This is a genomic window from Anaerococcus sp. Marseille-P9784 (genome assembly GCF_902500265.1).
Taxonomy (GTDB): domain Bacteria; phylum Bacillota; class Clostridia; order Tissierellales; family Peptoniphilaceae; genus Anaerococcus.
In genome coordinates this window covers 18,315-39,224 of the sequence record NZ_CABVOZ010000004.1, presented here as the reverse complement: position 1 = coordinate 39,224, position 20,910 = coordinate 18,315, and the positions used below count along the sequence as shown (strand labels likewise).

The 20,910-nt window shown below is 30.4% G+C and carries 21 protein-coding genes, 1 pseudogene and 1 riboswitch; of the genes and pseudogenes, 2 read left to right on the top strand and 20 right to left on the bottom strand.

Going from position 1 to position 20,910, the window contains the following annotated elements:
• Positions 1-143: 143 nt before the first annotated feature.
• The 7 genes from GAN53_RS09475 to GAN53_RS09445 all read right to left on the bottom strand — a co-directional run bounded on the left by GAN53_RS09475 (position 144) and on the right by GAN53_RS09445 (position 7,180).
• Positions 144-1,604, bottom strand: coding sequence for a TrkH family potassium uptake protein (locus GAN53_RS09475; RefSeq protein WP_151410808.1), 1,461 nt, complete (start codon positions 1,602-1,604; stop codon positions 144-146).
• Between the two features lie 2 nt (positions 1,605-1,606).
• The gene (gene trkA, locus GAN53_RS09470) at positions 1,607-2,977 is read right to left on the bottom strand and encodes a Trk system potassium transporter TrkA (RefSeq protein ID WP_151410807.1); all 1,371 of its coding nucleotides are present in this window, start codon (positions 2,975-2,977) and stop codon (positions 1,607-1,609) included.
• Positions 2,978-3,171: 194 nt separating this feature from the next.
• Entirely contained in the window at positions 3,172-3,966 is a 795-nt protein-coding gene (locus GAN53_RS09465; protein WP_151410806.1) for a hypothetical protein, read from the bottom strand.
• Positions 3,967-4,083: 117 nt separating this feature from the next.
• A complete protein-coding gene (locus GAN53_RS09460) occupies positions 4,084-4,347 on the bottom strand; it encodes a DUF3343 domain-containing protein (RefSeq protein WP_225791868.1) in 264 nt (87 codons plus the stop codon).
• Positions 4,337-5,620 (bottom strand): double-cubane-cluster-containing anaerobic reductase, encoded by a 1,284-nt coding sequence (locus GAN53_RS09455; protein WP_099321271.1) that lies wholly within the window; start codon positions 5,618-5,620, stop codon positions 4,337-4,339. Before GAN53_RS09455 ends, GAN53_RS09460 begins: the two co-directional genes overlap by 11 nt.
• Before the next feature lie 10 nt (positions 5,621-5,630).
• On the bottom strand, positions 5,631-6,425 hold the full coding sequence (locus tag GAN53_RS09450) for a 2-hydroxyacyl-CoA dehydratase family protein (protein WP_151410805.1): 795 nt from the start codon (positions 6,423-6,425) through the stop codon (positions 5,631-5,633).
• Positions 6,425-7,180, bottom strand: a complete 756-nt coding sequence (locus tag GAN53_RS09445) for an acyl-CoA dehydratase activase (RefSeq protein WP_099321273.1) — start codon at positions 7,178-7,180, stop codon at positions 6,425-6,427. Before GAN53_RS09445 ends, GAN53_RS09450 begins: the two co-directional genes overlap by 1 nt.
• A 50-nt stretch (positions 7,181-7,230) precedes the next feature.
• Between GAN53_RS09445 and GAN53_RS09440 the strand changes: the two genes are divergently transcribed.
• On the top strand, positions 7,231-7,563 hold the full coding sequence (locus GAN53_RS09440) for a GNAT family N-acetyltransferase (RefSeq protein ID WP_318655667.1): 333 nt from the start codon (positions 7,231-7,233) through the stop codon (positions 7,561-7,563).
• Positions 7,564-7,686: 123 nt separating this feature from the next.
• Positions 7,687-8,853 (top strand): MFS transporter, encoded by a 1,167-nt coding sequence (locus GAN53_RS09435; RefSeq protein WP_225791867.1) that lies wholly within the window; start codon positions 7,687-7,689, stop codon positions 8,851-8,853.
• A gap of 104 nt (positions 8,854-8,957) precedes the next feature.
• Here the strand turns inward: GAN53_RS09435 and GAN53_RS09430 are convergent, their stop codons facing one another.
• From GAN53_RS09430 to GAN53_RS09370, 13 genes and pseudogenes are all read right to left on the bottom strand, one after another.
• Entirely contained in the window at positions 8,958-9,563 is a 606-nt protein-coding gene (locus GAN53_RS09430; protein WP_099321276.1) for an ECF transporter S component, read from the bottom strand.
• Between the two features lie 139 nt (positions 9,564-9,702).
• Positions 9,703-9,818, bottom strand: a riboswitch (FMN riboswitch).
• Positions 9,819-9,900: 82 nt separating this feature from the next.
• Positions 9,901-10,500, bottom strand: a complete 600-nt coding sequence (locus tag GAN53_RS09425) for a hypothetical protein (RefSeq protein WP_151410803.1) — start codon at positions 10,498-10,500, stop codon at positions 9,901-9,903.
• Positions 10,497-11,156, bottom strand: a pseudogene (locus GAN53_RS09420) (ABC transporter ATP-binding protein). Before GAN53_RS09420 ends, GAN53_RS09425 begins: the two are co-directional and overlap by 4 nt.
• Positions 11,156-13,309 carry a hypothetical protein gene (locus GAN53_RS09415; RefSeq protein ID WP_151410802.1) on the bottom strand — a complete coding sequence of 718 codons (2,154 nt, stop codon included), beginning with the start codon at positions 13,307-13,309 and terminating at the stop codon, positions 11,156-11,158. Before GAN53_RS09415 ends, GAN53_RS09420 begins: the two are co-directional and overlap by 1 nt.
• A 69-nt stretch (positions 13,310-13,378) precedes the next feature.
• Positions 13,379-13,687: a lactococcin 972 family bacteriocin gene (locus GAN53_RS09410; protein ID WP_192574112.1), complete on the bottom strand. Its 309-nt coding sequence runs from the start codon at positions 13,685-13,687 to the stop codon at positions 13,379-13,381.
• Positions 13,688-13,945: 258 nt separating this feature from the next.
• On the bottom strand, positions 13,946-14,848 hold the full coding sequence (locus GAN53_RS09405) for a helix-turn-helix domain-containing protein (RefSeq protein WP_151410800.1): 903 nt from the start codon (positions 14,846-14,848) through the stop codon (positions 13,946-13,948).
• Between the two features lie 9 nt (positions 14,849-14,857).
• Positions 14,858-15,514, bottom strand: a complete 657-nt coding sequence (locus GAN53_RS09400) for a winged helix-turn-helix transcriptional regulator (RefSeq protein WP_151410799.1) — start codon at positions 15,512-15,514, stop codon at positions 14,858-14,860.
• A gap of 194 nt (positions 15,515-15,708) precedes the next feature.
• Complete coding sequence (gene gpmA / locus GAN53_RS09395; protein WP_151410798.1) at positions 15,709-16,398, bottom strand: 2,3-diphosphoglycerate-dependent phosphoglycerate mutase; 690 nt, start codon at positions 16,396-16,398, stop codon at positions 15,709-15,711.
• Complete coding sequence (locus GAN53_RS09390) at positions 16,398-17,447, bottom strand: rod shape-determining protein (RefSeq protein ID WP_151410797.1); 1,050 nt, start codon at positions 17,445-17,447, stop codon at positions 16,398-16,400. The genes gpmA and GAN53_RS09390 overlap by 1 nt, the downstream gene beginning before the upstream one ends.
• A gap of 8 nt (positions 17,448-17,455) precedes the next feature.
• The gene (gene metK, locus GAN53_RS09385; protein WP_151410796.1) at positions 17,456-18,625 is read right to left on the bottom strand and encodes a methionine adenosyltransferase; all 1,170 of its coding nucleotides are present in this window, start codon (positions 18,623-18,625) and stop codon (positions 17,456-17,458) included.
• The gene (gene ispF, locus GAN53_RS09380; protein WP_151410795.1) at positions 18,618-19,097 is read right to left on the bottom strand and encodes a 2-C-methyl-D-erythritol 2,4-cyclodiphosphate synthase; all 480 of its coding nucleotides are present in this window, start codon (positions 19,095-19,097) and stop codon (positions 18,618-18,620) included. Before ispF ends, metK begins: the two co-directional genes overlap by 8 nt.
• Positions 19,075-19,806, bottom strand: coding sequence for a 2-C-methyl-D-erythritol 4-phosphate cytidylyltransferase (gene ispD / locus GAN53_RS09375; RefSeq protein ID WP_151410794.1), 732 nt, complete (start codon positions 19,804-19,806; stop codon positions 19,075-19,077). Before ispD ends, ispF begins: the two co-directional genes overlap by 23 nt.
• Positions 19,807-20,907, bottom strand: coding sequence for a PIN/TRAM domain-containing protein (locus GAN53_RS09370; RefSeq protein WP_151410793.1), 1,101 nt, complete (start codon positions 20,905-20,907; stop codon positions 19,807-19,809).
• Between the last annotated feature and the right edge of the window lie 3 nt (positions 20,908-20,910).

Below are 20,910 nucleotides of genomic sequence, written 5' to 3'. Positions count from 1 at the left end.
GTTTTAACCATATAAATGAGTAAAAACAATGGCTAAATGTGAGTTTGTCCCACCAGTTCTTACCCCACAAGTGTTCTTAATGTTTTCTAGATTTTATTATATTGTAACTAAGCTAATTATAATATAAAAACTACAAAAGTCAATTATTTATTTCTAAGCTTTTTATATGATCTTGGGGAAAATAGCAAAATCATTGGATATAATTCAAGCCTGCCAAAAAGCATAGCAAAAGATAGGACAAATTTTGATAAATTGCCGATATTTTCAAAAGAAGTAATCGGTCCAAATTGACCAAGACCTGGGCCTACGTTATTAAATGTTGTTGCCACAGCTGTAAAAGCTGTTTCAAGATCATTGGTATCAAGTGTTACTGCAAACATGAAAATTATAAATAGTAAAATATAAACTATCAAATATTTGTTTACATAATGTTCTATATCCTTATCGACTTTTTTGCCATCAAGTTTGTTTACTGTAATTCTCATAGGATTTATGGCTTGTTTTACCCTATTGATTCCAGTTTTTACAAGCATAGTTATTCTTGAAACCTTAATGCCACCAGCAGTTGAACCAGCGCATCCCCCAATAAACATCAGTAAAATCAAAATATTTCTTGAAAATAATGGCCACTTGCTATAATCTAGTGATACATAGCCTGTAGTTGTAATTGTCGATGTTACCGTAAAAAACGAGCTTACACCACTATGAAAAACATCTTGGCTTTGTGGAAGAATATTTATAAAAATCAATAGCGTTGCTGCAAGAATTATTATCAAATACCATTTTAATTCCTCTGATTTGAAGCTATCTTTGGCAGATCTATAAATTGCATAATAATAAAGGTTAAAATTTACTCCAAATAAAAGCATGCCGATACTTAAAATAATTTCTATGGCTCTTGAATCGTAAAATCCAATTGAAAGTCCGCGGTTGCCAAAACCACCAGTTCCTGCAGTTCCCATGGCATAAATTATGGAATCAAATACGTTCATGCCGGCAATTTTTAAAGCAAGTGCAGTTATTGCAGTAAGAGATAGATAAAGAATATAAAGAGCTCTTGCTGTATGTACAAGCTTTGGGGTAATCTTGCCAAAAGTTGGTCCTGGAACTTCTGCCTGCATGAGATTGGCAGATTCTTTGTGTTGTTTAGGTAAAATCGCCAAAGTAAAAACCAAAATCCCCATACCTCCTATAAGGTGGGAAAAAGATCTCCAAAAAATTATTGAATTTGGCAAAGTTTCAACATTATTTGCAACAGATGCCCCACAAGTTGTAAAACCACTTGCCATTTCAAAAAATGCATCCAAAAAAGTTGGATAGTTGCTTGGAGTTAAGAATAAAGGAATTGCTCCAATAGCTGAATATAAAACCCAGCAAAAAGCTGTTGTAAACATACCTTCTCTATTGTATATATGGCCGTTATCATTGGAAATCTTTACTAGTAAAGTTCCAACTATAAGGCAAATTGCTATGGGAATTATAAAGTACATCTTGTCAGCTAAAGTTTCTTTGTAAATAAAAGAAACCAAAAGTGGGACAGACATAAGTATTGCAAGCACTTGCAAAAGCTTACCTATTGAATTGTTAATTACCTTTAAATTCATTTCTACTCCAAAATATCATCTATTTTGCTAATATTTCTACTTTTTGTAATTACCAAAACCCTATCGCCCATATCTATTATCGAATTACCTGTTGCTACTTCTATTTGTCCATTTAGCTCGCTATGTTCTATAATTGCAACAAGCGTGTCGGGCTTTAAGTTTACATCTCTTAGGGCTTTATCAAATATTAAAGAATTTTCACTTACTTCAAATTCTAAAACTTCAACCTCATCGCTTTCAAGCCTGTATAATTTGTTCAAAGTTGATATATCGCTTGCCTCGAATTTTGACCTTATAAGTCTATTTATATAATTAGATGCGGCTGATTTCGGGGTGAAAGTTGCATCAATATCCAAAATACCAGTTAGTTTTAGTAAGTTTGTTCTATTTACCTTGGCTATGATTTTCTCTATTCCATATCTTTGGGCAATTAGGGAGATTAAAATATTTTCTTCATCGATTCCTGTTAGTGAAATTACAGAATCATATGTATCAATTCTTGCTTCTTCTAGAATATCAGGATCTGAACCGTCAGCATTTATTACAACTGCATCTGTGAAATTTTCTTGTATATCGATGGCCTTTTCTCTGTTAATTTCAATAACTGTTACATTGAAATTTCTTTCTAAAAGTAGACCTGCTAGATGATGGCTAATTGGTCCTGCTCCTATTATTAAAACGTCTTTCATTCTTATATTTTCTGGAATTTCGGCCTTGTAAAATAAGTCTACGTCATCTTTGGTTCCAAGAATATATATTTTTTGTCCAGCTTCTAAGAGAAAATTACCATTTGGTATTGTAATTTTTCCATTGTCATTTACAATGCCAATTAAAATATCCAAATTATCCAAATATGAAGTGGTCTCGCTAAGTCTTTTTCCTGCCAATCTAGAATTTTCGCCTATGACAATTTCCATCATAAGCACCCTATCTTCCATAAAAGTTTGGACATTTCTTGCATGGGAATACTTTATAGAACGTTGGATTTCTTTGGCAGCCAAATATTCTGGATTTATAACCAAATTTGACCCAGTTAATTTTTTTATCCTATCGACGTTGTTGACATATTTAGAATCGCGTAGTCTTATAATAATTTCTCCTGCTCCCAAGGAATTAGCAAGAGCTGCAGAAATTATATTGGTATCGTCATTTCTTGTAAGGGCAATGAAAATATCACAATTGGATACATCTGCTTCTTTTAGAATTTCAATATCGCATCCATCGCCTTCTAATGCCATAACATCATTTTGTTCTAGTAATCTATTTAAAACATCCTTATCTTTGTCAATAACTAATATGTCATGATCTTGTAAGGACAATTCATTTGTAAGATAAGAGCCAACCTTGCCTGCTCCTAAAATTATAATATTCATCTAAGCCCCCTAAGTCTATTTAGTATAGCACTTATATAATTAAATACAAGTATCAATCATAAATATTATTTTGAAATCTTATTTCTAAGTAAATCTTCTATCAAACTATAATATATCTTATTTTATTTTCTAAAATTTTCCAGAAAAAAAGAGCTTGCGATTATTTTCGCAAACCCTAATTATTTTATTGTTTTCTAATTTTCTTCAATGCTTGCTTCAATCTCTGGTATATCCTTTATATAATCAAGATAAAAATTTGATAGTTTTGCTTGTAAAATTGCTGAAGCTACAAATATATATATTAAAAAAACTAAAGCTAAGACTAATATAAAGGCAATAGCTCCCATAGGAGCATCCATAGCTGGATTAAGAGCATATTGAGTCATTTGTGATCTTATAGTTGCTACAAGTATTACAATGTAAATTATTGAAGGTAGAACCATTAATTTTATATAAGTTGGAAGAGTTTTTTTGAAAAGATCTTTTCCTACTACGAAAACTTCCTTAAATAATGCTCCAAAGCTTAGTTGGTCTTTATCAGCTGCTACAAAAAATTTATAGGATGTAAAAATATCGTAAATCATCCCAAAGATAACAAGCAAGACGATAGGAATAATAAAGTTTGTTGGAAGATACTCGCCTTTTTCTAAAGCATTTACAGTTAAGTTTTTGATTGGCGTTAAGAAAAAGCTCACTAAGCCAGCTGATGAGATCAAACTTATTAGAAACTCCAAGGCGAAAACTTTAAAATTTAAAAAGTTCACATTATCCAAATATTCACCAAGGCTTCCCATTCTGTTTTTCAAAAGCCCTCTAGCTATGGCAAAACCTGAAATGGTCGTTATAACAAGCGAAAGCAAACTTGCAATAATATAAGCGCTTGTAATTTCGCTATTATCATCTCCAAGAATTTTTGAAATTATAGCACTAATCATTGCTACTATTAAATTAATTATAATAATTGATGATAATTTATAATCTCTTTTCATAATTTCTCCTTTCTACAAACAATTTACCCCCAATTTTTTTCTAAACAAGCTGGTTTTCTTTAAAAATAAGGAGTCTAATTGCTGGAAATTCCATCAACTAAACTCCTCTTGCAAATTTTATAAAAATTTCATCCTATTTGGGTCAATATCTCTTTCAATTTCGTGAAAGCCTTTGATTTCTATATTGTTTTCTTTGATAATTTCTTCAATCTTTGGCTTATCCTCAATATTTTCATAAAGAATTGATATACCACAACAAATATCCAAAACTCTTGGAGTTGGAGCTATTGTTGCTTTGATAGAATTATTTTTTATCAAATCGTAAAGCTTTTTGCCATTTTCTACATCTTTAAATAAGATGTAGTTCATTTTATTTTTCATTTTCAATCATTTCAACGAAAGCTTCAATTCTTGTTTTTAATTGTTCGCTATCTTCGTCTGTGTAGTCAGTTTCAATTCCTAATACTGGAATACCTTGTTTTTTAAGTTCTGCTTCTACTAGGTGACCTTCTGTATCATAGATGTTGCAGAATTTTAAGTTTACATCTATTACACCATCTACATTATATTCTTTTGCAAGTCTAATGATATCGTCAGTTCTTTCAGTATTTGGTGTGTAGCATGCACAGTTGATACCTTTCATGTATCTATCTGTTAGTTTATCAACCATTTCATCCATTGTTTTTCCTGATTCATCAACTGTTAGTTCGAAATATCTAGATCCTGTACACATTTCTTCACAAACAATTGCTGCTCCTGAAGATTCGATTATGTGGTGTAGTTTCCAGTTTGGAATTGATAGTGGAGTTCCTGTAAGCATAAGTCTTGTTGCACCTTTTTTGTAGACACTTACATTTTCTTCTTTTCTCTTGTCTAATTCGTCGCACAATTCATTAACTTTTTGGGCAAATCTTGCTGGATCATCATAAAAAGCAATTTGAGAAATTAATAGACAATCTTTTCCGCTTATCGGAACATTGTCTAATTTACGGAATTCCCAAAGTCTTTGCATTGCACGTCTTTTGTTGTTGATTAGAACTATTGCATCGTGTAGAGATTCTTCTGTTAGTTTGTTTCCTGTTAATTCTTCTATTCTATCTATGTATCTGTAAACTTCGTCTTTGAAGAATTCTACATCCTTATCTCTTTTCATTTGTGGAAGGTCAAATATGTACATTGGTGCATCTTTTGCCATGATTTCCCAAGCTTTTTTCTTGCCATCGCAAGTTGTTTCTCCTACAAATAAATCTGCTAATCTAAAGAATGGACAAGTTCTTTCAAATCTTGCTCCAAGGGATGCTTTAATTAGTGGACAAGTTGCTGTTGGTAGATGTTCTTCTCCACCTGGTACCCAAAATTGTGATCCTGAGCATAGACCTGTATTTATTGCTCCGCAACCAAATACTACTTCATCAGGAACGTGGATACAGAATGTTCCAACTACTTTGCCACCTTTTTTTTGAAAATCGATTAGCTCAGCTGGTCTAATTCCGTGAATTTCTGCAACTACCATGTTAAAATAGTCCATTTTTTCTGGTCTGTTTTCTTGTGATAAGTAAACATCACCAAATGCTTGTGGCAACACTTCGCAAAGAACATCGTGTTTTTCAACATCCATGTCAAGATCTTCCCACATTTTTCTGTAATCTGCCATACCAAACCTCCTAATAGGCAATTTCTTTATTTTCAATTTCAATTTGGCTGCAATTGTGAATGATGTAATCAGCCTCCAGATCAAATTTCCCGTATTTTTCTTTTATAAAATCAAAAGAATTTGTCGTATAAATTTTCTGATATTCTCCCTCACAAAAATAGCCTTCATTGATTAATTGACCAATTTTTTTATATATTCCTGCTCCTGCCTGAACTTTTGCTATAGATTTTTCTTCTTTCGAATCATCTATGTGCTTTTTTATAAATTCTATTTTCTTATCCATATCAAATATGAATTTTGAAAAATATTCAACTTCATAAATCCTTTGATTAGGAATTTTGCAAGATCTTAAAGCTACTATAAGTTTTGAAATTTCCTTGGATTTATTAACTAGCTCTTCAAACTTTTCTTTATTGAATTTTGTTTTTGATTTTTCTTCTAAATAATTTATCAAAGATTTGTAGTCGTTATTTTTGTAAATATAAACTTCTTTGTCGGTTTTTTTTCTTAAATTTTCATATCGGCTTTTGCAATAATCATCAACTATAAAAAACGATGAAGCATACATAAATGGGCATTTTTTAAGCTCTAAATAGGCAAATGAAGAATTTAGCATATCGCAATAATTGTTATCTTCATAACCTTTGGTAACTTCTTTATCGATCCCATAAGAATATACGCTTTGGTAGGAAAAGCTTTCCACTATCTCCCAAGGAACCCTTCCCCAAAGTGAAACTACTGTTTTCTTACTAGAAATTTCTAAAATATCTATATAAGCGTTTTTTCTAATTTCTAAATAGTCCATTATTTTGCCAAAACTGCAGCACCAATAGCTCCTGCGTATCTGCCATCGTGATTTGTTCCTACTTCTGCTCCAAGTATTTCTGATAAATGAGCTACCATATAGTCATTGCCAGAAAATCCACCTGTTAAGAAATAATAATCTGATTTTGGAAGTCTGTTAACCAAGGTTTTAACCTTGTTTATGATAGAATGAATTACTCCACAAGCTATATCTTCTTTTGGAGTTCCTTTGCCGATTAATGAAATAATTTCACTTTCTGCAAATACCGTACACATGGATGAAATTTTCACATCTTTGCCAACTTTTGCAAGTTCAAACATCTGGTTTAAGTCTACACCGAGTCTATTTGCCATAACTTCCAAAAATTTGCCAGTTCCAGCTGAGCATTTATCATTCATCAAAAAATCATCGACCATGCTATTTACAAGTCTGATGGCCTTGGTATCTTGACCACCTATATCTATGATAGTCATATCTCTATTTTCAAAAAAATGTGCGCCTTTGGCATGGCAGGTAATTTCTGTTACGACCTTATCAGAAAAAGGGACTGCTACTCTTCCATAACCTGTGGCAACAACCTTGCTATTATCTCCGTTGATATCGTTTTCTTCTAGCCATTGTTTAATGGTTCCGCTTGTTTCAACAGAAGACCAGCCTGTTGGCATAACTTTTTTTAAAAGAATTTTTTCTTTTGATTGATCAAGAACAACTACTTTAGAAGCAGTCGAGCCTATATCGATTCCTACATTATACATTTTTATCACCCTTTTTATTATATCATAAATCATTAGATAAAGATAAATTTATCAGAATAATTTATCGCAAATTTGGGGTAAATATTAAAAGAGGTGAGTATATGCAAATAAAATTTGAAAAAGATAGAAAGAAGGCTTTAGCCTATGACAATGATTTGGAAATTGCTTATTGCCAATATGAAATAAGAGATGAAAATTTGTGGGAAATTACCCACACGGTGGTTGATAAAAATTATGGTGGTCAAGGTCTTGCAGGAAAATTGCTCGATGAAGTCTGCGAAAACGCTCGTAAAGAAAAAGTAAAAATTATCCCTACTTGCTCTTATGCAGCAAAAAAATTTGACGAAAATAAAGAAAAATATCAAGATCTTGACGCAAGATGATTTTTTAGGCTTTAATATGGAGATTTTTCCTCCATATAAGAGCCTATTTTTTTATTACATTAATGTGCTATTGTTTACCTTTTTTCTCTGATTTGTTATTATAGGTCTATGAAAAGAGGAATTATGGTGAAAAACAATTTGAAATTAAAGATTGCTATCCTTGCCCTATCTATTTATGTTGCAAGTAATAGTGTAATTTCTGGAACTTTGGTCTTTATGCAAAAAGATCTGGGCTTATCAATTACAAATGCAGAGATGATGATAACTTTATCGTCGATCACTTCAATTATAGCAATTTTATTAAATGAAAAGATTACTCAAAAAATAGGCATGAAAAAATGTGTAATAATAGGTCTAATACTGGTAGGCTTAAGCTCAATTTTGCCAGTAATGTCAAAAACTTACCCGGCGATTTTTATAAGCAGACTCATGATGGGTGCAGGTGTTGGGCTTTTTAATGGTCACAGTGCCAATTACATAAATGTATTTTTTTCTGGCGATGAGGCAAATAGCCTACATGGTATTAGAATTTCTTGGGAATTTATAGGACAAATCCTCCTATTGTTCTTGGCAGGACTTTTTATAAAAATTCATTGGACTTATGCTTTTTTGGTTTATTCCTTTGCCTTTGTAATACTTATTAATTTTATAAAAAATATACCAGAAGTTGATATAGCAAAAGAAGAAGACGAAGATGGCGAAAAATTTAGATTAAACAAGCAAATATTTTTTTATGTGATTTTTGCAGCCGTCATAATTATGAACAATACAGCAATTAGCGTTAGATTTCCAAATATCGCAACGCTTGCTAAGGGAATGGATGCAGAAATTTCAATGTATATGCTAATTCTTCCAATTTCTGGAATGATTTTTGGCTTTATGTTTGGGATGATAAATAGAGCTTTAAGAGAAAGAACAATTTTTTTGGGACTTATAATTTATATAATTTTTAATACGATTTTAGCGATTTTTGGTTATAATATGTACATTTACCTAATTTCTATGGTATTTATAGCCTTTTCCCAATCCTTGTGCACCCCATATCTTTTTGCAGAAGTTGCAAGATTTATAAGAGGATCAAAGGCAAGAATTGCCAACAACTTGATTTTTATTGGTTGTAATTTGGGTGGATTTGTAGCTCCATTTTTCTTAAAATCAGTAAACAGCCTTTTTTCCACTGATTCCTTGATATTTGCTTTTTCAGCCTTTAGTTTGATTTATGCAATAATGCTTGTAATAAACTTTTATGAATACAAAAAAGTAGCTAGCCAAGTTGCTTACGAGAATTAAATTTTTTTATAAGAGTAAATTGTAGAATTTACTCTTTTTTTAATCCATAAAATTTCCAAAGAAAAACCCTAGCCTAAGCTAGGGAAGGTTTTGATGTTATTTTCTTAAAAATTATTTGATTTTATAAATGGTGATATTCTCTTATAGATAAGCTCTGTAACCACAGCTTCCACAGCTCCTTTTATAATATTAAATGGCGCTATTGAAAATATCATTAGTGTAAAGTAGTTATTTACTAGACCATTTCCTGGAATCATTTTTGCAAATGCTTCAAGATCTGTGTGCATTACTTTGCCATAGATTGGAAATACTACAAATGCATTTGACAATGTTGCTACTGCGCTCATTGCAAGAACGCCAAGGATAAGTGCTATAATTGAGTTTTTCTTAGTTTTATTATTTCTATAAATGCTTGTTGCTACTAAAACAAAGGTTGAACCAACTATGAAATTTGATAATTCTCCAACTCCACCTGTCATTGTTTTAGATAAATTTAAAATATTTTTAATAAGTTGAATTAAAACTCCATACCAAGGTCCAAGAGCAAAGCCACCAATGAGAGCTGGCACGTCAGCAAAATCCACTTTCATGAAAGGTGGTGCAATAGGAATTGGCATTTGGATAAACATTAAGATATAAGCAAGAGCTGCCAAAATACCTACTTTAACGAGACGATTTAAACTAAATGATTTACTTCTACTTTGATTCATAATTACCTCCTAATCTGGGCAATAAAAAATGCCCGAAAATTCAGGGCATCTAAACTAATCAATTACTTACTAAGAATTTTCTTACTATATTTAAAATAAAATAGTATAAGAAAATTTCTTATTAATCGATGACTAGAAGAATATATTTCTACCATCCAGACTATACTGTCGGTATTGGAATTGCACCAATTCAACCCAAAGGCTCGCAGACTATCACTGCCGGTTTAGGAATTGCACCTTACCCCGAAAACAAGTCCTTACGGATAAAATATCCGCAAGACTATAAATTATTTAGTTTCTGATATTATTATAACACTAGGAAAATGTTTTATCAAGCTTATTTTAATTTAAATTTTACCAAAGATGTCAAAGACTTTCCAGCTTCCCAACTAGCAAAAACTTTTTCTCCTTTACTTTTTTTATCAGAAATTCCAATTCCATAATCCTTACCAATTACATACACTGTATATTCGAAATCAGTATCTGATGTAAAACTTGCTTTTACATTATCTCCTTTTTTTTCAATAGTCCAATTTGATATATCAGGTAAATCTATTTTTTCCCTTTGTCCGCTTGTTTTATTATCTAAAATCAACTTATCATCTTCTTTAGATTTTATTTTTATTATATCATTTTCTGAAATTTTCAAACTTTCGCTAATATATACTTTTCCATTCTCATCTACTGCAATAATATTATACAACTCTCCATTTTTAAAAACGGAATTTGGTATCAGGTATTTATCTTCTTCATCCTTGCATAATAATATTTCGCTTTTACTAGCAATTCCAACTGCACTAAATTTATTTTTCCCTAAATCTTCGATAATAAGTGCCTCTATTTTCTTTGAATTTGTCTTTGTTAGATAGATTAATGATGCTAAAGCAATCAAAGCTATCAATAAAAACAAAGGCTTATTACTTCTCTTTATCTTCATTTTATAAGCTCCAATCTTTTATCTATAATTTTGTAAGCTCTTTTGCTGATTTTAATAAAATCCATATCATGGCTTACTACAACTATTGTTTTTCCTTTTTTATTTTCTTCAATTAGTATTTTTATCAAAATATCTTTATTTGATTTATCTAAAGATCCTGTTGGCTCATCAGCTAACAGAATTTGATAAGGCTTTAATAATACTCTAGCCATAGCAACTCTTTGTTGCTGACCACCTGAAAGTTCATAAATTTTATTATCAATTTTATCAATTACACCGAGCATATCTAATATTTGTCTTATTTTTTCTTTGTCATTTTTGTATTTACTATATTTTAATGCAATATCTAGATTTTCTTTTACAGTCATATTTTCTATTAAAGCGAAATTTTGAAATAAATAGGCGATTTTTTCTCATCTTAGAATCATTGAATTTTTATAATCTTTAATGGGATCTTTATAGCCAAAACTTTCTACTTCGCCACTATCGTAATCTTCCAAAGTTCCTAAGATATTTAATAAGGTTGATTTTCCAGATCCACTTGCACCAATTATAGTTATAAAATCCTCTGGAAATATGCTAATATTAAGATTTTCTAAAATTTTGTGCTTACCATAAGATTTATTTATATTTTCAAGTCTTATTTGAGTTTGCATTAATTTCCTTCTTTCAGTTTTATTGTCAATTTATCATTATCTTTTAGTATTTTTAACTCTATCAGATATAAGCCTAATAAGAGTATAAAACTTAAAGCCAATCCAATTAATATATCTGCATTTGACCGATCATTTCTAGGAGTAAAAAATCCAAAATAGTTATATCGATTGGTAAAATTTATTATTATATAAAAAATTATCAATGAAAATAAGTAAGATATAGCAGTATCTTTTATCTTTTTTTTGTGAATATCTTTAAATTCATAGCCAAATAGACTCTTCACTGCTAGCTCTTCTCCATGGTTTAGGTAATAATTATTCTTATCTAAAATTATTATTAAGCTATAAATAACAAAAAATAAGATAGTCCCAAAAATATATATTAACATTTCAATTTTATATTTATTTACTTGATAATTTACATAATTAAATGTACTTTCTATCCACAAAACATATTTACTAGCTGGGTTTTTATTAATAAATTTCTTTAATTCTTTTAAGCTAACATCTTTATTTTCAAGATAAGGATGTAGGTAGCCATTGACTAGAAAATAAGAAAGAAGATCATCAGTTTTTCTTAGCGAGTCTTCATTTATTAAAATTAAAATATAATCATATGCAAAAGGTTCATCGATTTTTGCCTGAGAATCAAGCTTTGCTAGCTTTTGATTTGCTTTGATTTTTATAAAAGTTGTTATCAAGTTTTCTTCATTTAAGTCCGTTTGTTCTAACTGTTTTCTTTTTATATAATCAAGGTCATTATTATTAAGCTTAATATTTTCAGGAACAAGGATTTTCCATTCATTTTTCTCAATATCATCTGATATCTTTCTTCCATTTGCATCCAAAATATCAAATTTTTTTACATAATTAGAATTTATATAAGCAAATTTACCATTGTTTAATCTATACTCCTTGAGAGTATTGTCTGTAAAGTTCAAAGCTTCTCTTTTCTCATAAGGATTTGAAAATATAACTGCTCCCTTATCGATTAATTCATATGCTAAGTTTGTTGTTGGTTTTGTAAATAGTTTTTCATACTTACTCTGATCCTTGTCAATGACATATTGCCAAGGTAATCCTACGCTAATATTTGCATAATATTTAGAAAATCGCCAATCATTTAAGTAGTTTTTTACATATAAATAGTCTTTTGCAGAAAATATCGATATGAAAAACATATAGCATATACAAGCAGCAAATATCATTTTAAATGGGAAGAGTAATTTGGCAGATGTTTTTCTCTGACCTTTAATTATTAGTATTGGTTCTTCTTTGCTTGCTTTAAAAAATAGCAAGAAAAATTCAAGTATAAATATAACTAAAGTGAAAGCTGCAACAAATTTATAAATAGGATTCATGGATAATAAAAATCCACCAATACTATCTGGGTTAGTAAGCTTGAAAAAAATAATCCAATCTATAACAATTGCTAAAATAAAGGATGGCATTAAAATATTTATAGTTTTACCAAGTGCTAATTTAATATCAGAATATCCAAATAAAAGCGAAACAGAAATTTCCTTAGTTAAGCTTCTATTATATATAACAATTGCAAATAATGTAGCAAATATTATTATAAAATTTACAACTAGACCTAAGAAAAATTCTTTCATAGTAATATTAGATACACTCATATAATCAGGAGTTTTTTTGATATCGGCAAAATCAGATAAATCTTCAATAAATTTATCCAAGTCTTCATTATTCCCACTTACTGCATAATCTCCAGAAATATTGTCTATATTCAGATCTTCAAATTTTATTATGTCGATATTATTTCTTGACAAAAAATTATTCTCTTTTACACATTCAAATTTATTGACACCTTTCGGATTTTCTTTAATAATTAAATCCCTGTGATTTTCTGTAAACCTTGAATAATCAGCTAAAAATAAGTAAGCATTAACATCCATTTTATCTTTAATATCATATCTAATTTTATTATCAAATTTAACAAGGTTAATATTATTTTTTAGTGCATATTTTTCAATTTCTTTTCTAATATCTTTATCTTCATAATTTACAAGATTTATAAATTTGTCAAAATCCGGAAATTTTCCTATAGCTTGATTGCTATCCACATAAAAAAAATAAGTTAACGATGATAAAATTAATGTTATGGCAATTAGAAATTTTATTATCTTTTTCATAGCGTTTCCTTTATAAAGATTTTATAGTAGCAAGACAAATTAAAAGCCTTGCTACTATAAAACATTATGTCAGTTTATAACATTAGCATAAGCTTCATTTCCTGATGGAGCTTTTTCCCAACTAGCATATGCAGTTTCTCTTGGATTTGTTATTCCAGAATATCCAAATTTTCCTCCAGCTCCTTTTACAGAAGTCGTATGGAATCTCTTTGAATGATAAAACCATGACCAAACATGTGTATCATTCACACCATGTCTCCATTTTCCACCTAAAAAATCTTTAATACCACTGTCATAATTGCTTACAGTTACTGGTGGATTATTAGATCCTTGATTACTAAGAACTTCTGGTTGATTTGCAAAAGATATAGGTGCCACAAATAATAATGCTAAGGAAAGAATTGCTACTTTTTTTTATTTTTCATATTTTCCTCCTGCAATAAATTTAGAAAACTTAGGTGCACTCAATTATTTTCTATTAACTTAATTATAAATCGTTTATATTGAAGATAGAATAGCTTGTGTGCCGTGTTTCACGATACATTAAAGCATTAGAATTTCCTAATTCCTGTCTTATTAGGAAATTTTTTAAGAACATTCTATTAATAATAAACAAAAAAATAATGCTCTTAAGCATTATTTAAAATTATAAATCAAATATTTTTTTAGATTTTCTTCAAGTTTTTTTCTGCCTGATAATCTGCAAAGCTCAAAAGACATATTTATATAATCCATGGCTTTTCCATCTTTTTGTTTGATCAAAAGATCCCCTTTTTGATAATAGCTATATATTAATCCTAAGATATCATTGTTATTGATTGATGTTCTTATAGCTTTGCCATTCCAAAAAAATGATTTTTCGAAATTATTATCTAAATCATAATATCTACTTATTGTATAAGCCAATAAAGGATAATCTTTAGAGCTTTCGTTTATTTGAGATTCTATAAACAATAGGATGTCCCTGCCTAAGTCAATTTCCCCAATATTTCTTAATCTATTTGCAATAGTTCTTAAAATTCTAAGCTCGAATTTAGTAAACGAATGTAAGGCAAATGTTTCAATCTTAAAATATTCATGATTAATTTTAATAACATCTATCAAATTGTTTATGTATTGCTCATTAGTTATGTTTTCATTTAATATAACTATGTAAAATTTTAAATTTTGTTCATATCTTTTTTTATATGTTATTGATAATTGAGACACGTCTAATTTTTCAAAGTCTTTTAATAATTCTTTTGCTTTATCAAAATCCAAAGAGTTTAAGGAAAAATCTATTTGCAACAAGTATTTTTCTACAGTTGACCATTTTGACTTTTCAATATTCTCAAATATATTATAAAATTCAATTCCCAGAGTATCCAACACTTTCAAAAGCGAGCTAATTTTTATATCAACTTTACCACTTTCTAGTCTTCTTATTGTATCAATTGAAAGATTAGTGGCAAAAGAAATATCCTCTTGAGTTAATTTTTTGTATTTTCTAATATTTCTTATCTCTTTTCCAATATAAGTAAAATCGCAGTTATTATTCATTGAAAATACCTATGGAGTGCAAGAATCAAGAACCCACCTATATCCCATACGGTTAACTGTTTCTATTGGATAAAGATCTGCTTTTTTAAATTCTAATCTTATTTTTCTTATATGTTCTCTTACAGATCTTTCTGTTGTTTCTAGGCCTTTTTTTGCCATTTCTTCAACTATTTGATCTTTTGATAAGGTTTTGCCTAGATTATTTATTAATACTGCACAAATTGAAATTTCAAATTTTGTCAAATCTAGTATATCATTACCTATTCTAAATATTCCGTTATCTTCTTCCATTGTGCAAAATCCAAGATTAACTATCTTTGTATCGTTAAGTTCTTCGACTTTTTCAAATACGTGATTTACAAATTCTTCTCTGGTGTTTGAGTGGATTATAAATTCCTCATCTTCGATTTCTTGTTCATAGGGACTTTTGTTATATCTTTCTGTTAAGTATATTGCAGGTGTATTTGTAGTTTGTTTTATGTATTGGATTACTTGTAGGCATTTGTTGTGGGTCATATCTACAAGTATTAGATCATATTCTTTTAGATTTATTCCTATGAGGTCTTCCAAATTATCAAATTTGTTTACCATTACATCATTTTTGTCAAAGCGTGAATTTAATAATTGTGATACACCATTTTCGTATTCTACTGATGCAATTTTCATTTCATCACCTCTATCTTATATTATAATTACTAATTAATAAATGTAAAGATATTTTTATAAAAATTTCCAAGCTCTGTAAAATTTGTTCAAATTTTCTTGTATGATATAAAATATATTGGATGTTTTACTAATTATTAACTTATTAAAAAAATTGATGGCAAATAGAATTTCTATTTACCATCAGTACTTTTTATTTACAAATAGTATTTTTTGATCATATTAAGATCATTATCTAGTTCATAAACCAAAGGTTGACCTGTTGGAATTTCTAGGCCCATTATATCATCATCTGATATTTTTTCTATATGTTTTGCCAAAGCTCTAAGGCTGTTGCCGTGAGCTGCTACTAAAACTACTTCATCTTTTAGTAGTTGTGGAGCTATGTGGTCAAAATAATATGGAAGAGCTCTTTCTAGGGTTATTTTTAAATTTTCTGCAGCAGGAACTACATCCTTTGGAAGTTTTGCGTATCTTTTTAAGTGATATTGTTTTTCCATTTCTTCTTCTGATAGCAATGGAGGAAGTGTGTCGTAGGATCTTCTCCAAATATGAACTTGTTCATCGCCATATTTTTCTGCTGTTTCTGCCTTGTTTAATCCTTGCAAAGCACCATAATGACGTTCATTTAGTCTCCATGATTTTTCTACCGGAACAAACATTTGATCAGAATATTCCAAAACATAGTTACAAGTTTTTATAGCTCTTTTTAATATAGATGTGTGAGCATGGTCAAAAACAATGCCCGCTTCTTTGATTTTTTTGCCAGCTTCGATTGCTTCTTCTACGCCTTTTTCAGATAAGTCTACATCTACCCAACCTGTAAATTTGTTTGCCAAGTTCCACTGGCTTTGTCCATGCCTTACCATTACTAATGTCTTTGTCATTATCTTCTCCTTAATTTTTCGCTATCTTCTAGCTCTTTTTGTTTTAGTTTCTTAGAATCGTTGTAACCTTTGTCAATTTCATCAAGCCAGCCTAAAGCTCTACCTGTGCCATTTATTACACACTTACTAGCATCTTCTGCAATTTTGACTTTTATTTGAAGTTTTTCTTCTAGTCTATCTTTAAGTGTTGGTGTATAAGCTCCACCGCCAGTAAGTATTATTTCCTTGTCATAGATATCGCTTGAAAGTTCTGGTGGAGTTACTTCTAATACTTTTTTTACCCCATCTACTATCAAATCCACAGAAGCTCTAATACAATCTTTAATTTCTCCTAGAGGAATGTAAACTTTGTTAGGTAGTCCATCTGTAATTTGTCTACCACTAACTTCTAGAGATTCATTATCTTTAATGGAATTGGCTTTTATTTTTACTTCTTCTGCCTTGTTATCCCCAATTAGTAAACCGTATCTTCTTCTGATGTTATCTTTGATGTCCTTATCAAAATTTAAACCTGCTACTGGCAATGATTTGCTAATGATAATTTGACCTGCTGATATAACTGCTATATCTGTTGTGCCTCCACCAATATCTATTATCAAATCTCCACTTGCTTTTGTTATATCAACTCCTGCTCCAATTGCAGCAGCAAGTGGTTCTTCTATTAGATATGTTCTATGAGCTCCAGCATTTTCGCTAGCTTGAAGGACTGCTCTTCTTTCAACTTGAGTTGCTCTTGATGGTATGCAAATTAACAAATCTGGTTTAATAATTGCTTTTTTGATAGATTTTTCCAAAAAGTATTTTAGCATTTTTTCTGTTGACGGAAAATCTGCTATGACTCCATCTTTCATAGGCTTAATAGCTTTGATGTTTCCTGGAGTTCTGCCTACAAGTTTTTTGGCTTCGCTTCCTACTGCAAGAATTTCATTAGTTAAAACATCCACAGCTATCACTGAAGGTTCATCCAAAACTATGCCCTTGTTATTAACATATACCAAAACTTCTGCTGTTCCAAGATCTATAGCTACACTTCTTCTAAGTCTTGCCATTTTTTCTCCTAATATTTTTTAAGTTTTTCGACTTTATCTAATTTCTCCCATGTAAAATCTTCATCATTTCTACCAAAGTGTCCATAGCTTGAAGTTTTCTTATAGATTGGTCTTAGTAAATCAAGATAATCTATAATTGCTTGTGGTCTAAAATCAAAATTTTCTTTTACAATTTCTAATAATTTTTCATCGTCATAAATTCCTGTGCCAAAACTATCAACATAAATTGAAAGTGGGTGAGCTACTCCTATGGCATAGGAAATTCCAATTTCTAACTTATGACAAAGTCCTGCTGCAACCATATTTTTTGCTGCATATCTTGCCATATAAGCTGCAGATCTGTCTACTTTTGTTGGATCTTTTCCAGAAAATGCTCCGCCACCTGATTTGGAATATCCACCGTAAGCATCTACAATGATTTTTCTTCCTGTAAGTCCACTATCGCCTTTAGGACCTCCAACTACAAATTTACCTGTTGGATTTACATAAATTTTTGTATTTTCATCCATCAAAGAAGGATCTATTACTTTATCTATGACTTCTCTTATTATATCTTCTCTTATAGTTTCAAGGCTTACTTCTTCGGTATGTTGACTTGATATTACTATACTATCAATTCTTATTAATTTGTCGTCTTCATATTCCACTGTCACTTGAGTTTTGCCATCTGGTCTTAGGTAGGATAAGGTTTTGTTTTTTCTTACCTCTGCAAGTTTCATGGCAAGTTTGTTGGCATAGCTTACTGATGCTGGCAAATATGAATCTGTTTCATCATCAGCATATCCAAATATTATTCCCTGATCTCCTGCTCCAATTTTATCATATTTTTCATTTGATAATTTGTATTCTTGGGAATTATTTACTCCAAGAGCAATATCTGGTGATTGTTCTATTAGTGATGTTAGAACTGCAACATTTGAATAATCAAAGCCGACTTTTGGATCATCATAGCCAATTTCTTTTATGGTATCTCTAACTATTTTCTCAATTGGCGCATAAGCTTCAGTGGAAATTTCTCCAACTACCAACACTAAACCTGTTGATGTTACTGTTTCGCAAGCAACTCTACTATTTTTATCTTGTTTTAGGCACTCATCTAGGATTGAATCAGAAATCCTATCACAAATTTTATCTGGGTGTCCTTCTGTTACTGATTCACTTGTTATTAATTTACGCATTTTTCTCCTCTAATATTACTACACTTCGAGCCTCTATTCCTAATCCTTTGCCAGTAAAGGATAAACCCTCACTAGTAGAAGCTTTAACTGATACATTAGATATGTCAGTTTGTAAGTGATTTGCAAGTATTTTTCTTATTTCTTCTCTTCTGGGATTAATCTTTGGCTCTTCGCAAATTACTACACTATCTACGTTACCGATTCTATAGCCATTTTCATTCATCAATTTAACTACTTTGTCTAATAGCTCTAGTGAATTTATGTCCTTATATTTTGGGTCAGTATCTGGAAATAATTTTCCAATATCTCCCAAAGACAAGGCTCCCAAAATCGCATCCATGATAGCGTGAGTTAGCACATCTGCATCTGAATGACCCAAAAGTCCCAACTTGTAATCAAAATTTACTCCACCAATTATTAATTTTCTATTTTCTACTAGTCTATGAACATCATAGCCTATTCCTATTCTCATAAAATTCCTCATCTTCCAAACTTTTTATATAGGCTTTGGCAAATAAAATATCTTCCTTTGTGGTAATTTTTATATTTGAATATTCTCCATCCACAACTTTTACTGGAATATCTCTTTTAAAAAACTCAAAAAGTTGACTATCATCGGTTATTTTAAACTCACTTTCTACATATTTTTCATACATAGAAAATAATAATTTCTTGTCAAAAGCTTGGGGAGTTTGGATATTATAAACATAGTCCCTATTTGGTGTAAAATCAACTAACATATTTTCATCGACGATTTTTATGGTGTCTTTGCTCTTTGTCGCTGAAATTACAGCCTTGTAAAGCTTTAGCTCTTCTAAAACTTTCTTAAATAGATCTAAACTAGCAAAAGGCCTTACCCCATCGTGGGTTAAGACCAGTTGGCATTTTTTATTTAGGGCTTTTAGTCCCTCAAATGTGGATAGTTCACGAGTTGTGCTACCAAAGACGTATGATATTTTTTTTGGATATTTTTCTAAAATTTTTTCTACTATTTCTCTATCTTCTTTTCTAATTACAAGGATTATCTCGTCAAAATTTTCTATCTTGCTAACCTTATCAAGGGTTAGTTCTATGATTTTTTTATTTTCTATAGTTAAATAAGGCTTGTTTATCTGACTATTCATGCGATTGCCAGAACCTGCTGCTGTTATTATGGCCGATAAGTATTTACCATTTAGCATTTAATCCTCTTTGCTTTTTACAAAAATCATTCTTCCAGCAGATGTTTGTAGAACACTTGTTACTGTAGCAATTATAGTTTTATCCAAGTATTTATCCCCATCTTCAACTACAACCATAGTTCCATCTTCAAGATATCCAACACCTTGATTTCTGCCTTTGCCAAGTTTTATAACCTCAATTTCCATGCTTTCTCCAGGTAAAACCACTGGTTTTAAGGCATTTGCAAGATCGTTGATATTTAATACAGGAATACCTTGGACATCACAGACCTTGTTTAGATTATAGTCATTAGTGAAAATTTTTCCATTTAAATCTATTGCTAATTTTAAAAGCTTGCTGTCAACTTCTTTGATTTCTGGATAATCTGTGTCAACTATGACAAGATTTGTTTTTTCGTTATTTTTTATCTCGTTAACAATATCAAGGCCTCTTCTGCCACGTTCTCTTTTTAGATCATCTGGGCTATCTGCTATGTGTTGCAATTCCTCTAAGACAAATTCAGAAATTATCAAATCTCCTTCGATAAATTCAGTGTTTAGTATATCTACAATTCTTCCGTCTATGATTACAGATGTATCAAGGATCTTGGCTGTTGCAAGATTTTTGTTTTTGTCATGCTTTAATATTGACTTTTGCTCTTTTACATCTTTGACATTTTTAAAAAGGCTTAGAAAATCTTCGCTATTTCTAACTGAAACTCTCCATCCAAGATAACCAAAACCAATATATAATAAAATAGATAATAGCACAAAAATTGAATTGCCCACATAAGGTACTTGTAGGCTGGTTAATGGTCTTGAGATTAAGGTTGCAATTACAATTCCTATTATAGTTCCGATTGTTCCAACTATGAGCTTCGATGCTGGAATCTCACTCATTTGCCCTTCTAAATTTGAAAATTTGTTGATAAATTTGCCTGCAAATTTACCAGATATAAAATAAAATATTATTCCACCAACTAGTCCTGCTAGGACATTTGCAATTATAAATATAATGCCGCGTTGTTCTATGAAGGAACTTGCGGCATTAACTATATTAAAAATTACAATGCCTAGTACAATTCCAATTAGTGTAATAACCAATTGAAAAATACGTTTCATTTA